Here is a 15,466-nt window from a genome sequence, read left to right as displayed (position 1 = left end):
TCTGGATAATATATACATCAAAAAAGCTCCCGAAGGAGCTTTTAGAATCTAGATAAAATTGCGCTAAATTAAGGTTTAACCACGACCAATACCTGAATCGCCTCTGGTGTTACAGAAACACCTTCCAATAGGCTTAAACCTTCTTTCTGGAATTTCTGTAAACGTTCAATTTCATCTGCACGAATACTTGGATTAAATTGTTTTAAATAGCTTAAACGATCAATTTCATATTGCCATTTGCTACCATAAATTTCTTTAGCTTGTTCTTTTAACTGCGGTAAAACACCTTTAGCAATATCTAAAGCTTGTGCATAGCGTTCTTCAATCACTTCACGACGTGCTTTTACCACTTGACGACAGCTGTTGCTATCTAAATGGTGTAAATACGGCTTAATAATTTCTGGATCAAGCTTGGCAGTAATATCCTGACCCGTTTCAGTCAATAACACTCGGATCAATTGTGTCGGCAAACTTGAAGGTAAATTTAATGCCTTAGGTGCGACCACATCCACTTTAAACCAAACTTCTAACAAGATCGTGCCTTGTTTAAGTGCATTGGTTTTTAGAATCGCAACATTGGTACTACCAAAAGATTGAGTGCGGATAATTTCCATCACACTTTCAGTAAACGGATGTTCAAGTGTTAAATATTGCGCGTCTTCACGGATCTGTGCCTGATCACGATAGAAGGTTGCAGTCATGCCCTCTTCGTCGATATCCAAACCTTGCACTTGCATTTGATCGGTTGGTTTAATAATCACCGTACCATTGCTTTGCTCATCAAAGTCAATGTTAGTCGATGCCATAAACCGCTTCATAAACATTGGCAACAAAGTATTGTCATCATAGTCTTCAAGCGCAGTAACAATTTCTTGTGCCACGATCGGACGACATGAATTGTATTCCAATAAACGGTCACGACCATCTTGCAATTCAACTTCAAGCGCTTGACGCTGTACATTGACCGCTTCAAGAAGCTCTTCAAAGGCTTGGCCTTTATCATCCAATAAGCAATCTTTTAAATCGACAATAAAGTTTTCTTGTAAGGTTTGTGCTGTAGGCGAAATATTACTAAAAATATTCAACGCTTCATTATACCAACGGAACATGCGCTCTTGCGCTGTACCGACAAGATAAGGCACATGAATCTGAATACGATTTTCTTGACCAATACGGTCTAAACGACCAATACGCTGTTCAAGTACATCTGGATTTGCTGGCAAATCAAACAACACAAGATCAGAAGCAAACTGGAAATTACGCCCTTCTGAACCAATTTCAGAACACAGTAAAATCTGTGCACCATAAGAATCTTCAGCAAAATAAGCCGCTGCTTGGTCACGTTCCAATAAGCTCATGCCTTCATGGAACATTGCGGTGCGAATACCCGCGTGGATGCGTAAAGCGTTTTCAAGTGCTTCAACAACTGGACCACTACGTGCGATCAGCAGTACTTTTTTATGTTTTAAATCAGAACGTAATCGTTCCATCAACCACATAACACGTGGGTCTGTTTCCATCCATGCGCCATCAAGTTGCAGTTCTTCTGGCCACATTTGCTCACGTAATTTTCCATCTTTAGACCAGTTTTCTGGTGCTGGCAATGGTGCAGGTTGGCAATCACGTCCAGGGAAACCTTGAATTGCTTCACGGGTATTACGGAACAAGATACGACCAGTACCATGACGGTCTAAAAGTTCATGAATTGCACGGAAACGATGTTCAGGCTGATCTTCAATCGGATGACCTAATAATTTTTCAACCGCTGCCAAATGTTCCGCTTCAAGTGGCAAATCTGACATCAACACTTCAGCAATTTTAGCAGTGTGATGATATTGCTCTTCTTCATCAAGGAAACGATCAAGCGAACTAAAACGTTGTGGATCAAGTAAACGTAAACGGGCAAAATGACTTTCTACACCTAACTGTTCAGGTGTTGCCGTTAAAAGCAGCACACCTTCAGTTTTTTCAGCAAGCTCTTCAACCAGATCATAACGGTCATTACCGCCTTCTTCTTCACTCCACATCAAATGATGCGCTTCATCGACCACTAACAGATCAAAACCAGCTTCAATGGCTTGCTCACGTAAATCATCATGGTCAATCATTAAATCTACTGAAGCAATGATACATTGTTCAGTCAGGAATGGATTGAGTTCAGGATCATGCTCTTTGATTGAAGCTGTACGAGTCAGATCAAACAATGAGAAATTCAAATTGAAACGACGACGCATTTCAATCATCCATTGATATTGTAATGAATCTGGTACAAGAATCAGAATTCGCTCAGAACGACCCGTTTTGAGTTGTTGATGGATGATGAGTCCCGCTTCGATTGTTTTACCTAAACCGACTTCATCTGCAAGTAGTACACGAGGTGCAAATCGTTTACCCACTTCATGGGCAATATACAGCTGGTGTGGAATCAAACCTACACGCGCGCCAACCAAACCACGTAATGGTGACGTTTGCATATTGGCTTGCATTTGCATCGCTTCAATACGTAAGTCATACCATTCTTTATAGTCAATTTGGCTTGCCAATAAACGTTCTAAAGGCTTTGACAATTGAATTTGTGCGCCAATACGCGTTTCGTTTAATGCTTTCTTCTCTTGTTCACCACTATCCAATGTACGAATAACATTGTAACGAATCACACCACTGCGATCGTCTAAAGACTCGACAATCCACTTGATGCCTTCTTGGTCTTGAACTTCATCATTGATATTAAAAACAATACGAGATAATGGGGCATTATTACGTGCATAGACACGAGTTTCGTCACTTTTTGGAAAAAGAATACTGATTGAACGTTCATCGACGTCAATCAATACACCTAAACCTAACTCAGTTTCTGTGTCCGATAACCAACGTTGACCTATAGCAAATTGTTGCAATTTTTCCACCTTTATCTCATGTTAGGGCTAAAACACGGTTGCTCAAATCAGGAGAATATTTGAACAAAGTTTATACCCATTACGCAATACTTTTTGACATAAAGCTCATTAAATTTTGAGCGACTTAATTTCAACTTAAAAATCTAAACTAAAACGGAACTGGACAATCAAATTGTACAAGCTCCTCTGTTTTAGGATGATGAAAACTCAGTTGTTGTGCATGTAGACAAAGTCGTGGCATAAGCTGCTGTTGTTCTACAGTTGCATATAAAGTATCACCAATAATAGGATGTCCTAAATATTGCATATGCACGCGTAACTGATGTGACCGTCCTGTAATTGGAGTTAACTCAACACGGGTTACAGCCTGTCCTTGAATTTGAAAATGTTGGATTGCTTTCCAATGTGTTAATGCAGGCTTATTATGTTCTGGATCAGCAATATGTAAGGGTGGATGTTCTGGATCATAAATCACAGGAACATCAACTGTGCCTTCACCATGTAAAGTGCCAGCAACAACAGCTTGATAGGTTTTAGAGGTTTGACGTTCTTGAAACTGTCTAGAAATACTTTTTTGTCCCCATTTACTCAGTCCGAATACCAAAATTCCAGAGGTATCGCGGTCTAAACGATGAATGAGTAAAGTCTTAGGCTCGATTTTTAATAATCTGTTGATAACACAATCTTGTAAATCTGCTGTTTTTCCTGGAACTGTGAGTATACCTGCTGGCTTATGGATCACCATAAAATCATCATCACGATGGATCAGGTGTTCGGTTAGAAAATTACTCAAAGTTCAGTTCCAATGATCACGCAAACAAGCAGGCAATTCTAAGAATCTTGGAATGAAATTACAATCAAAATTATCTGATTTATTCGATTATTCTAAAGAAAGAATAATAAATCGTACAATTGCTTTAAATTCATTGGCAATTTACAAGACAATCAAAAACTTTAGATACATTTTGCCAATCAATTGTGGAGAAATTGGATTAATTCATTGAAAAAATAAATTATTGTCTATTTTTTGGTAGGCTAAAAACTTAACACCCTATTTTTTTAATGGTATAAACAATACCTTAAGATTAAATGAGCAAAATATGAATAAATTAAATTATAAATCTACATTGTCCATTTGTATTATTTCCGCATTTGCCATGACCGGCTGTGCAACTTCAACCCTTTTAAAGAAAGACAACGGTGTCCGTACCCGTAATGTTCAAACCGTATTGGTCAATGATACGGTTTTAGCATTTGGCAAACCATCACAAGCAATTTCTGCACTACCTTCTGACAGCATTGTTATTGCAGGACAAAAAAATAGTTATGTCATCACCAGTGGTGGTACTCGATTTGTCAAAGTGATCACAGGACTTGATCCAAAATTTATTCAAATTGATAAAGCGCTGACCTTCAATTCAGAAAAAAATGATGGGCATTTTTCAGGAATCCTACCACTCAAATATGTCAAACTTTCGGAAGATGTCACTAAACAAGATCGTGCATTCTTTATTGAAAATGGTGCAGAAGAATGTACCACTTCAAGTGATCAACGTCTAAAAGCACAACGTTTCTGTTTTAACATTGCCTTATCTGGTCTGGTTTACCCTTCTGCTTCTAATATTTCATCACTAAAAGCACTGAGTAAACCCTATCAAGTCAGTATCTATACCACTCAAGAGGTCAAAGATTACTCAAAGGCTGGCAGTAAAACTGCAGATAAACTGGTGTTATTCCCTTTTGCTGTCGCTTTTGATGTAGTGACTTTACCGTTCCAAGCGCTTCATAAGATTTTTGATTGATTGAAAATAATTCAGGATATTGCATACAATATCCTGAATCTTAGCAAATATAAAAATACGATTCTCAGTAGCATGATTCCACTTTCTTTTAACTATCTTTGGATTTTCTTTGTCGCCGGCTTTGGGACCATTATTTTTAGTCTCTTTGCGATTGGATTAATATTTAGCTCAAAATTCAGAAATGCCCTTAGGCATGGCAATATTTTTATTCAGTCTTTATTTGTCTGTAGTGTACTCTGCGTTTTTTTGAGCTTGGCACTTTATTTTCTTGTTCTATATACAAAAAATGAGATTGAAAAAGAGCATCATTCCCTACATAAAACATTAAGTTCGCCTGAGAAAATTTTAGGCATCCAAATGCCACAAGGGACTGAACTTGAATTATTTGCACCCAATCAATTGTCCTCATTGAGACAAGCCAAATTTCCCCAACCCGTATTATTTGGAAAGCTACAAATTAACAGCATGAAAATTCCTCGTGGTATTGATTTGGAACTTTTTGATGATCGTTCCACCACCTTAATGGGGACAGGTAAGGATACGATCGAAGGTTGGAATTGTCAGCTGATGAGCTATATTCAAGTCTATTTAGATGATGCTGGCAACATCGTTGGTTTAGAGCACTGTAATCTTGCTCAAGATACGCAGCTAGACAATATTACGCTTATGGCACAGGCAGGTATCGAGCGTTCTAAATATCAAAAATATCCAGACAACTTTGTTTCTACAGATTACTGGCGGATTCACAATCCCCTCACCCAATACAAAGCTGTTTCCCTACAATGGGCAAATGTCTATTTGGATCAAAATAAACAACTCATCGGGATTGAAAATGGCACACTGGCAGAAAAATTAACCTTAGGCGGTATTCAATATCCAGCAAATACTGAATTCAATTTACTGGTTCATCCTTTTACACAAGATGAAACATGGTTATTTACCCCGCCCAATGATCAAAATGCGATTGCTCGTAATGGCAAAGTCTATACGCATGATCAAACGATTCTTCAGCACCCTAATGGCAAAATTGAACAAATCCTCAATAGCAATGATCCTAGAATTTTAGCCCGAAGAATGAATCACTAATGCTTAAATATTGATATTCCAAACAGCATAAGCACTTTTCATGGTCTTTGACTTTTTATCTCTAATATTTATTTACAATTATTCATTTCAATTTTCAAATTCTTGACCACATGCTTCGCGTATAGCAATTTACTGCCATTTAAAGATCAATAGAAGTCTGCTAGCCTAATCTACAAGATCAAGAACTGGCTTTTAAACGATATCAGCACCCATAAAATTAAACGCAAAGTACCAAAAATTAGATATTTTTTTTAATATTTAAGCCGATTGATAAAAAAACAAACAAATTCACAAAGATTCTGTTGTAAAAAACAACAAAATCTTTATAATCCAACTAAACAGACAAGTCTGTATAATTTGCTGAAAAAAACGAATGACATGTGCATTCAGAGGGTATAAGAATAAATATAAGAAGATGCTTCAAGCATCTCTTTACCTGATAATTTATTGTTATGACAATAAATCATCAGGTATATAAAAAACTTATCAGCAAAGCGCGATTCACTTCAAGTGATCGCGCTTTTTTATTTTCAAGTTTTAAGGAGTAAATTAGGGGCTGTTGACAATTCGTCTATGTTTGCGACTACGTGTGTTTTTTAGGCGATACTTGGCGCGAAATACGAAATTTAGTCATTCTAAATAAGTAGTTCGTAACGACGTAGCGGCAAAAAACACACTAGTCCCGAAGGGTTGTGGCTAAAATTATCTCAGCCTTCGTTATGAAACTCGAAAATAGTCTCGCTATTCTCTTCGTTTCATGCCTTGCCTGCTCAATTTTAACCTACAACGCAAGCCATTTATGAAATCTCAACAGCCCCTAAACAGATCAACAAGCGCAAATAATGATTACGCTTGCAATCTGCGATTATTCAACAAACTTAAAGGTTAAACTGAACTCGGTTGGGCTAGAGCCAATTCCATCTGAATCAGGGTCTCTACCCGTCTCCAATAATCATCCAAACACACTTGCTGAGGATCTATTTGCGCTTGAATCGTCATTCCGTCAAGAAGACTCGACAAGAAAGAAGCAAGTTGAATATCTTGTTTAACACCTAAATGACGCAACGCATTACTCAAATGCCCTTTTAACCACTCTTTATAGTCAGTTGCAGGTTGAAGTGATGACGGATAAACTTTTGAAATTTCTTCTACGGCTTTTTGGAACATACAACCATTAAAATCTTCACTATGAAACCATGCGTTGTACCATGTGAAAATGGCTTTAATATGAGATAAATAATCTTGTGGATCACATTTAGCGATTGCAGCATCTAATGATTCTTGCAAATTGAGATTTCTCGTGACCAAACATTCTTCAATCAATTTGGCTTTAGATGGAAAATATTTATAAAAAGTCATTTTTGCAACGCCAGACTCACTAATAATTCGGTCTATACCGATAGAATTATAACTATATGTATTAAAGAGATTCAACGCTGTATTAATGATGTCCTCTTTTTTTGACATTTGTTTTTACCTGATGTACAAAAATTTAAGATTAAAATTAAAGCATTAGCTTATAAGAACAGCACATAAATACGAATTACTTCAAGTGTATGCTAAGAATTATATCTTAAATTCATATGAATACTGAGTTTTTATAAAAAAACATCAAGACTACAAAGGCAAGTATATGAAATATAAAATATTAAACCTGTATAAATACTAGCAAAACAATTTGTTTTTTACTATTATAAAAACGGCAAAATTAAAATTTTAATGCAGCATATGAGCATATTATCTTTCACGCAATCTGAACATACTCGTTTCGAGTTGCTGCATTTCATTCAAAATTCCTTGCAACCTGAATTATGGCAGCAAAATACTCAAGCTATCGCAAATTTAAAGCGACAAACACACTGTCATGTTTTATTTAAGCACCCAATATTAGTCCAGTTGAATCAAAGCCAGCTGACGCTTGAACAACTTAAATTTATTCATATTAATTATTTTACGGCGATTGTTAAAAATTTTACAGATGCACTTAGCATGGTAATTTATCAAGCCGTTAGCCTCGAAAAAAACCATAATATTCATCCAGAAAATAGGATTGCAGCGAAAATATATGCACGCTATTTACTGTCGCTAAACTTAATTGATGAACTGGGTTTCAATACACACCAACTCGAAAAAAGTGCTGCATCCAAATCACATCTGGTTTATTTTTTAAAATTGATGCAGCAGTTGGAATTAGATCCATTGGATCAGCAACAGACTGAAATAGAAGCTTTCGCATTGGCCCAATTTATTCACCAACACATCAATTCTTATACAGAATTATTGCTTATTTTGGCTTGTACAGAGCTGCAAGTCATAAAGTTTAGTGAAGCACTCCGTAACAACATGTCGATTTACAACAGTAAATTTATTGAAGGTTATTATGCTTGTCATGGTCTGGCTGATCAAAATGACGCGACCCTTGCCAATGATGACAACCATCAAGATGACATTTGGACCCTACTGATACAATGCTATGATCAAAACGACCAACAGTATTTGGACCAAGTCCAGTCTGAGTATTTAGCACTCTGGAATAATTTCTGGAGCAAAATGGCAATGCGTATAACTGAAATTTAAACGCTTACTTCATGATGGTTTTTTGATCCCATTACTGAGATCAAAAATACTTTATTGTGGAGTCGTTGAGCGTCATTGTAAGACGTGTTGAGTTGGCATATTTTGTTTACGTTCTTGTAGTGCTCTCTTCATCACCTGATAACCGCCGGTTAAGCCTAAAGTCGCCATAATCACAGCCACAATAATATCTGGCAACATGCTTCCTGTACCAAAAACCCCAATAGCTGCAAAGATTACGGCGACATTTCCAATCGCATCATTACGACTACACAGCCAAACAGACTGCATATTGGAGTCGCCATCTCTAAAAGCATAAAGCACAAGGGCTGAAATCACATTGGCGATTAAAGCCAGTATACCAATCGCTCCCATGGTAATCGCTTCTGGCGGAATCCCTTTCGTATAGGCATAGATCGTTTTGCCGATCACGACAAAACCAAAAATTGCCATGATTGCCCCTTTAAACAAGGCAACAGTCGCTCGCCAATACAGCGTTGCGCCTAATACCGCTAAAGAAACGGCATAATTGATGGAATCACCAAAGAAATCCAGAGAATCGGCCCAAAGTGCAGAAGAATGTGCATACGCCCCACCAATCAATTCAACAAAGAACATGGCAAGGTTAATAAACAGTGCAATCCACAAAGCCGTTCTAAACTTGCTATTCGGTTTCTGTGGTGCAGGTTCATGACTACATGTACACGCCATGACACTTCTCCTTGATTCAATATAAATGGGCTTATCTGCTTATTTTTTTCAGTCAAGTTGGTGCTTTAAAGAAAATCAGCACATGCTTCAACAATGATGAAAAATTCAGCTATACTGCTATTTAAAACTATGGAGTTAGTCCAAGGTCAAGTTGATTCAGGAAAATAAAGCATGCAGCAATACTTAATTAGTGATCTCGCTAAAAAAACTCAGCTGTCGACGGATACTGTGCGGTTTTATGAGAAAAAAAATCTGATCAGATCCAGTTATCGTGCAGATAATAATTATAAATATTATGATGATGAAACATTAAAGCGGCTTATTTTTATTAAACGTTGCCGCGCATTAGATATGACCTTACATGAAATTACTCAACTTTTAGAGCATCTACAACATCCTGAACAAGGCTGTAAAATCATTGACCAATTGATTGAAGAACATATTCGACATGTAGAAACTCGAATATATGAATTACAACATTTTAAATCGCAACTGCATGAATTACGTCAATCCTGCTCCTCGAACACCACCATTGATCATTGTCAGATTGTCAAAAAACTTGAAGCATCGGAATAATTTATATTGTGTTAAATGAGTCTCTCGGCTATTCCCTCTGCTGATTGAGTCGATGTGCTGATTTAAAAACAGATTTGCGCAGCCATAGCGAAACACTAACCAACGCAATCAATACTGGAACTTCTACCAAAGGACCAATAATTGTGGTAAATGCGACAGGTGAAGCCAATCCAAATGTTGCAATCGCAACAGCAAGTGCCAATTCAAAGTTATTTCCCGCTGCGGTAAAAGAAATCGCTGTAGTTTTAGGATAATCATTGCCCATCCACTTGCTCATAAAAAAGCTCAGGAAAAACATCACCACAAAATACAGAGTTAATGGGATGGCAATTCGCAATACATCGAATGGTAGGCTAACTACATCCACCCCTTTTAAACTAAACATCGCCACAATGGTAAATAACAATGCCAATAAACTCAGTGGACTGACTTTAGCGATAAACGTTTGTTGATACCAGTCTAATCCTTTGCGTTTAACCAGAATGATCCGACTTAGAAAGCCCAATAAAAATGGGATACCTAAATAGATGAAAACCGCATGTGTAATCGTCCAAAAGCTGACATCAATAACTTTTCCTGCTACACCAAAATACGGTGGTAGAACTGTTAAAAACAACCAAGCATAAGTACTAAAAAAGACAATTTGGAAAATACTATTAAAAGCGACTAAAGCTGCGACATATTGATTGTCACCACCTGCTAAGTTATTCCATACCAAGACCATCGCGATACAACGGGCTAAACCAATAAGAATTAAACCCGTCATATATTCAGGATAAGCATGTAAAAACACGATCGCTAAAGCAAACATCAGGCACGGCGCGATTAACCAGTTTTGTAGCAAAGACAAAGTCAACGTTCGTTTGTCTTTGAAGACTACAGCTAAGGTCGCATAATCCACTTTGGCAAGTGGCGGATACATCATCAAAATTAAACCTATCGCAATGGGTATATTGACTGAATCTGCGCTTAAACGATTTAAAGCCACAGAAGCCTGCGGGAAATATACGCTGATGCAGATCCCCATTACCATCGCAATAAAGATCCATAAAGTTAAATTGCGATCTAAGAAAGAAAGCCGCGAAGTTGGCTGATTTGAGTTCATGACAGCTTACTCACAACAGCTGTTGATTTGGTTAAAGTCTGAACTACCCATAACTGAATTCGCAGTTTGCGCTGCAATTATGTTTAATACTGCATTGGCCCATTCTGGTAATTCAGGATTTAAACGGTAATACACCCATTGGCCTTTGCGTTGATCAAGTAAAATGGACAAATTTCTCAACAAAGCCAAGTGTCTAGAAATCTTTGGCTGGCTTAAATTTAAGGCTTCAGTGATTTCACAAACACAAACGTTCCCCTGTGCCAACACAATTTTTAAAATATCCAAACGAGTTGGGTCAGATAAGCACTTAAAGAAATCGGGTTGATCCATCGCAATTACTCAATTTTATGGTTTAGCATATTCACTATTGCGAATATACGCATATCCATATATAAATGCAATATTGCTTTTTAACAGAGAGTCGATCGATGTCATCTCAAATTAAGATTTATCATAATCCTGCCTGTGGGACTTCACGCAATACCCTTGCACTCATTCGAAATACTGGTATCGAACCAGAAGTGATCGAATATTTACAGTATCCGCCAAGCAAGGCACAACTCATCGATTTGATTCAGCAATCTGCTTTGTCGGTACGAGATGCAATACGTAAAAATGTTGATGTTTATAAAACCTTAAAACTAGATCAAACAGAATGGACTGACGATCAGCTGCTTAATTTCATGTTGCAATACCCGATTTTAATCAACCGCCCCTTTGTCGTGACTGAATTGGGTGTTCGTTTATGTCGGCCATCTGAATTGGTTTTAGATCTCTTATCTGCGCCACAACGTGCTGCTTTTAGTAAAGAAGATGGTGAAATTATTATCGATCAGCAATTAAAAAGGCTTAAATAATTTTTTAGGGTTTTCAAAAAACCCGATTAATTAAACATAAGATATTGAATATTAAGTTTTTTAATAAAAATTCATCCAATTAATCCTGAGTGTTTTACTAGGTTGAATCTTATTTTCAAACCCTTACAATAAAACCATATTTTTAGTATGCCTTTTAAATTTATATGAGCATCTCACACATTACTGAACTCCTATCACCAGCTGGATCATTGAAGAATATGCGTTATGCATTTGCTTACGGTGCCGATGCGGTATATGCAGGTCAACCTCGCTATAGCTTGCGAGTTCGTAATAATGAGTTTGATCATGATCATTTAAAGATAGGGATTACTGAAGCGCATGCCTTAGGCAAAAAATTTTATGTAGTGGTAAATATTCAACCGCATAATGCTAAATTAAAAAATTTTATTCGTGATCTTGAACCTGTGGTCGCCATGCAACCTGATGCACTGATCATGTCAGATCCGGGCTTGATCATGCTGGTTCGAGAAAACTTCCCACAAATATCCATTCATCTGTCTGTACAGGCAAATGCGGTCAATTGGGCAACCGTAAAATTTTGGAGAAATATGGGACTCACCCGTGTCATTTTGTCACGTGAGTTATCTATCGAGGAAATTGAAGAAATTAAACAGAATGTACCCGATATGGAAATCGAAGTTTTCGTACACGGTGCACTCTGTATGGCTTATTCCGGTCGTTGCTTACTTTCAGGCTATATGAATAAACGTGATGCTAATCAAGGCGCTTGCACCAATGCATGTCGCTGGGAATACAATATTCACGAAGCAACAGAAGATGCATCTGGGGATGTCATTCCAGTCCAACAACTGGAGACAGCATCAGACTGTTGCAACAATAAAGATGCCGACGAGCAACACGCCATACAACAACATCAATTTGGCGAACCGGTTTTATTACAACGTCATAGAGAAGACATGTTTGCTGCTGAAGAAGACCAACATGGCACTTACTTTATGAACTCTAAAGACTTACGTGCAGTTCAACACGTAGATCGTTTAACCAAGATGGGCATTCATTCCTTAAAAATCGAAGGACGCACCAAATCTTACTTTTATTGCGCCAGAACAGCACAAATTTATCGCAAAGCGATTGATGATGCGCTACAAGGAAAACCGTTTGATCGGGCGTTAATGTCACAACTCGAAGGTTTAGCCAATCGAGGTTATACCGAAGGTTTCTTACGTCGTCATGTCCATGCCGAATATCAAAACTATGCAACGGGATCTTCTCAGTTTGACCATCAGCAATTTGTTGGTGAAGTGCTTGAACGCAACGATGATTACATCAAGATTGAGGTAAAGAATCGTTTTGTTGTGGGTGACTCTATGGAACTCATGACCACATCTGGCAACATCACATTTATTCTTCATGAAATTTTAGATAAAAACAGACAACCGATCATAGATGCAAAAGGCTCAGGATATATTGTAGAAATTCCAATTCCTGCTGATATTGATATGCAATATGCCTTATTAATTAGAAACTTACCAAATTCGACTGCTGATATTTCAGCATCATCATTGGCTTACCAAGCAGTTTAGGATATCGAAATGGCTTTAATGATTACAGACCAGTGCATCAATTGTGATATGTGTGTACCAGAATGCCCCAATCAGGCAATTTTTGAGGGAGAAAAGTTCTATGAAATTGATACACAGCGTTGTACTGAATGTGTCGGATTTTATGAGCATCAAACCTGTGTAGATGTCTGTCCAATTGAATGTATTGTTCAAAATCCACAACATATAGAAAGCAAAGCGCAATTATTAAATCGCTTTCATTATCTAAGTTTGTTTGGTTAAGACAAAATGCGACACCAATTCTAATCTTGGAACGTATTTTGCTTAGTTAATGCATAGGTTCAGATAATAATAACAATAAAGAAAATGGAGCTGAGCTGTATGGCAACACAGCTCATGAAAAGGGGAAAACAACAACATTAGGGAAAAGCCAAGGTGTATTTGGGGAACACTTTGGCTTTTTTCTTATTTAAAAAATCACCTTTGATTTTAATTTCAAGATAGGCAATATAAGCAAAAAGCTAAGCGACGAAAAAAATTCATAGATCTTTATTCATGGGCAAAATTTTGCGAAAACTTCTCCTTACACCACTGTTTGACTTCATTTACAATAAAATCAGCATCTGGCAAAGTTAAAAAATAGTAATTCCATGCCGTTTCAACACATGGCGATACAATTTTCAGCCGCCCTTGTTGTAAATCATTGGCAATCGAAATGCGGCTTAATAATGCAATACCCTGTCCAGACAATACAGCCTGAATTGCATGACTTTCTTGCGTATAAAATACCTGCGCTTGCCCTGCTTGAATATGTAAGCCTTGTTTTTCAAACCATTTCTGCCAATTGACTCGATTTGGACAGTATTCGTCTCCCCAGGTAAAGTGAATCAATGGCACAGTCGTCCAGTTCATAGTTGCAATATCCAAAGAGGGATGCCCGACAGCCACATATTCATCAACTGCAAATAATTCTGCATCAACATCTTGATAGCCCCCTGAACCATACCGAATCGCCAAATCATAGAGACCAGACGTCATATTGATGAGGTCATAACTCGCATGTACTCGAAACATAATATTGGGAAAGCGACTTTGTAACTCTGGCAAATAGGGAATAATCCACTCACTTGCAAAGGATGGTGTTGTCGTAATGGTAAATAATCTTTGTTTATTTTGCTCAAGTTGAAACAAAGCAGTTTGAATCTGTCCAAAACCTGATTGCACATGCTTAAGCAAATACTCTCCTTCTGGCGTTAGGCTAATCGAGCGTGTACGTCGTTCGAATAACTGTATATTCAATTGCTGTTCCAGCTTCTTGATACGATGGCTTAAGGCGGTAGGTGTTAAAAACAATTGGTCTGCTGCTTTCTTAAAGCTGAGTTGTTCAGCGACATGCTGAAAGGCCAACAATTGCTCCAAGGAATTATGCAAAACCACCGAAGATCACCGTGTAAAATATAAATGAATTAGATTCAGTTATAACATGTATTTTTATCGTTTGTTGTTTTTTTCATATTCTATAAAAATCAATTTGAACAAACAACAAATTGAGTAATGATCATGGCAAATATACTAAAAATAGATACTAGTTTAAGAACAGGTATTTCAGGTACGCACCCACATGGTTCTTTAAGCCGACGCTTAACCGAATTATTTATTGATCAATGGAATGAAATTGATTCATCTGTGCAAGTTAAACATCGTGATTTAGGTCGAAATCCACCCCCTTATATTGATGAAGAGTGGATCATTTCTGAATTTGGCTATGCAGAATCTGAAGAAAAGGCACAACAACGCCTACAACTGAGCAATGAGTTTATCGAAGAATTACATTGGGCAGATATTATTGTGCTTGGCGTACCGATGTATAACTTTGGCACACCTGCTCATCTAAAAGCCTATATTGATCACATCGTGAGAATGAATAAAACCTACTCATTTGATCTTAGCAAAGAGCAACCGTACTCAGGGCTTTTGGATCATCAAAAAACTATGATTATCCTTTCTGCCCGTGGTGGGCATGACTTTGATTCAGCTGATGCGCCATTTCCCAATCATGCTGAACCCGCAATAAAAACAGCATTCAATTTTATAGGTATCGAAAAATTTCATGAAATCGCAATTGAGTATCAGGAATTTGGTGGCGAGTTGTTAGCACAATCGATCCAAGCTGCAGAACAAAAAACCATTGCACTTGTTCAAGATTTGCAACATTAACAAAGCTTATTTTCGCAAGCTCTCTTCAATAGTATTCAATCTCCAACACAAAAAAAGGAATTGAGCTGTTAGCAACTCAATTCCTATCAAGGGTAAA

Annotated in this window: 15 protein-coding genes; 8 read left to right on the top strand and 7 right to left on the bottom strand. The window is 37.5% G+C overall.

What is annotated here, in order from left to right; translation table 11 throughout:
* Positions 1-68: 68 nt before the first annotated feature.
* Positions 69-2,906 (bottom strand): RNA polymerase-associated protein RapA, encoded by a 2,838-nt coding sequence (gene rapA / locus AC07U8_RS07140; RefSeq protein ID WP_034617785.1) that lies wholly within the window; start codon positions 2,904-2,906, stop codon positions 69-71.
* A 139-nt stretch (positions 2,907-3,045) separates the two neighbouring features.
* Positions 3,046-3,690, bottom strand: coding sequence for an RluA family pseudouridine synthase (locus AC07U8_RS07135; RefSeq protein ID WP_004820305.1), 645 nt, complete (start codon positions 3,688-3,690; stop codon positions 3,046-3,048).
* Positions 3,691-3,997: 307 nt separating this feature from the next.
* Between AC07U8_RS07135 and AC07U8_RS07130 the strand changes: the two genes are divergently transcribed.
* Positions 3,998-4,699, top strand: coding sequence for a YidX family protein (locus AC07U8_RS07130; protein ID WP_034617784.1), 702 nt, complete (start codon positions 3,998-4,000; stop codon positions 4,697-4,699).
* Between the two features lie 357 nt (positions 4,700-5,056).
* Complete coding sequence (locus AC07U8_RS07125; protein WP_227504284.1) at positions 5,057-5,785, top strand: hypothetical protein; 729 nt, start codon at positions 5,057-5,059, stop codon at positions 5,783-5,785.
* 885 nt (positions 5,786-6,670) lie between these two features.
* Here the strand turns inward: AC07U8_RS07125 and AC07U8_RS07120 are convergent.
* Complete coding sequence (locus tag AC07U8_RS07120; protein WP_004721722.1) at positions 6,671-7,252, bottom strand: TetR/AcrR family transcriptional regulator; 582 nt, start codon at positions 7,250-7,252, stop codon at positions 6,671-6,673.
* Positions 7,253-7,513: 261 nt separating this feature from the next.
* Here AC07U8_RS07120 and AC07U8_RS07115 point away from each other — a divergent pair, with 261 nt between their 5' ends.
* The gene (locus AC07U8_RS07115) at positions 7,514-8,362 is read left to right on the top strand and encodes a hypothetical protein (protein ID WP_034613234.1); all 849 of its coding nucleotides are present in this window, start codon (positions 7,514-7,516) and stop codon (positions 8,360-8,362) included.
* Positions 8,363-8,434: 72 nt separating this feature from the next.
* Here the strand turns inward: AC07U8_RS07115 and AC07U8_RS07110 are convergent, their stop codons facing one another.
* On the bottom strand, positions 8,435-9,070 hold the full coding sequence (locus tag AC07U8_RS07110) for a cation efflux transmembrane domain-containing protein (protein ID WP_004820297.1): 636 nt from the start codon (positions 9,068-9,070) through the stop codon (positions 8,435-8,437).
* Between the two features lie 171 nt (positions 9,071-9,241).
* Here AC07U8_RS07110 and AC07U8_RS07105 point away from each other — a divergent pair, with 171 nt between their 5' ends.
* A complete protein-coding gene (locus AC07U8_RS07105; protein WP_004721728.1) occupies positions 9,242-9,646 on the top strand; it encodes a Cd(II)/Pb(II)-responsive transcriptional regulator in 405 nt (134 codons plus the stop codon).
* A gap of 28 nt (positions 9,647-9,674) precedes the next feature.
* On the opposite strand, the gene arsB is transcribed toward AC07U8_RS07105, so the two are convergent.
* Together arsB and AC07U8_RS07095 are read right to left on the bottom strand one after the other, a co-directional pair.
* Complete coding sequence (arsB, locus tag AC07U8_RS07100; protein ID WP_494737578.1) at positions 9,675-10,751, bottom strand: ACR3 family arsenite efflux transporter; 1,077 nt, start codon at positions 10,749-10,751, stop codon at positions 9,675-9,677.
* 6 nt (positions 10,752-10,757) lie between these two features.
* Positions 10,758-11,081 (bottom strand): ArsR/SmtB family transcription factor, encoded by a 324-nt coding sequence (locus tag AC07U8_RS07095; RefSeq protein ID WP_034613227.1) that lies wholly within the window; start codon positions 11,079-11,081, stop codon positions 10,758-10,760.
* A 98-nt stretch (positions 11,082-11,179) separates the two neighbouring features.
* Between AC07U8_RS07095 and arsC the strand changes: the two genes are divergently transcribed.
* The 3 genes from arsC to AC07U8_RS07080 all read left to right on the top strand — a co-directional run bounded on the left by arsC (position 11,180) and on the right by AC07U8_RS07080 (position 13,434).
* On the top strand, positions 11,180-11,608 hold the full coding sequence (arsC, locus tag AC07U8_RS07090) for an arsenate reductase (glutaredoxin) (RefSeq protein WP_004820291.1): 429 nt from the start codon (positions 11,180-11,182) through the stop codon (positions 11,606-11,608).
* Positions 11,609-11,772: 164 nt separating this feature from the next.
* On the top strand, positions 11,773-13,173 hold the full coding sequence (gene trhP / locus AC07U8_RS07085) for a prephenate-dependent tRNA uridine(34) hydroxylase TrhP (protein WP_034613222.1): 1,401 nt from the start codon (positions 11,773-11,775) through the stop codon (positions 13,171-13,173).
* A gap of 9 nt (positions 13,174-13,182) precedes the next feature.
* Complete coding sequence (locus AC07U8_RS07080; protein WP_004721738.1) at positions 13,183-13,434, top strand: YfhL family 4Fe-4S dicluster ferredoxin; 252 nt, start codon at positions 13,183-13,185, stop codon at positions 13,432-13,434.
* 267 nt (positions 13,435-13,701) lie between these two features.
* Here AC07U8_RS07080 and AC07U8_RS07075 read toward each other — a convergent pair whose 3' ends face one another.
* Complete coding sequence (locus AC07U8_RS07075) at positions 13,702-14,559, bottom strand: LysR substrate-binding domain-containing protein (RefSeq protein ID WP_081407376.1); 858 nt, start codon at positions 14,557-14,559, stop codon at positions 13,702-13,704.
* A gap of 153 nt (positions 14,560-14,712) precedes the next feature.
* Here AC07U8_RS07075 and AC07U8_RS07070 point away from each other — a divergent pair, with 153 nt between their 5' ends.
* Positions 14,713-15,369, top strand: coding sequence for an FMN-dependent NADH-azoreductase (locus AC07U8_RS07070; protein ID WP_004820284.1), 657 nt, complete (start codon positions 14,713-14,715; stop codon positions 15,367-15,369).
* The last annotated feature ends 97 nt before the right edge of the window (positions 15,370-15,466 follow it).

The organism is Acinetobacter sp. GW821-FHT01E09, from assembly GCF_059422385.1.
Note: the sequence above shows the minus strand (reverse complement) of the source record. Positions and strands in the feature narration are given on the sequence as shown.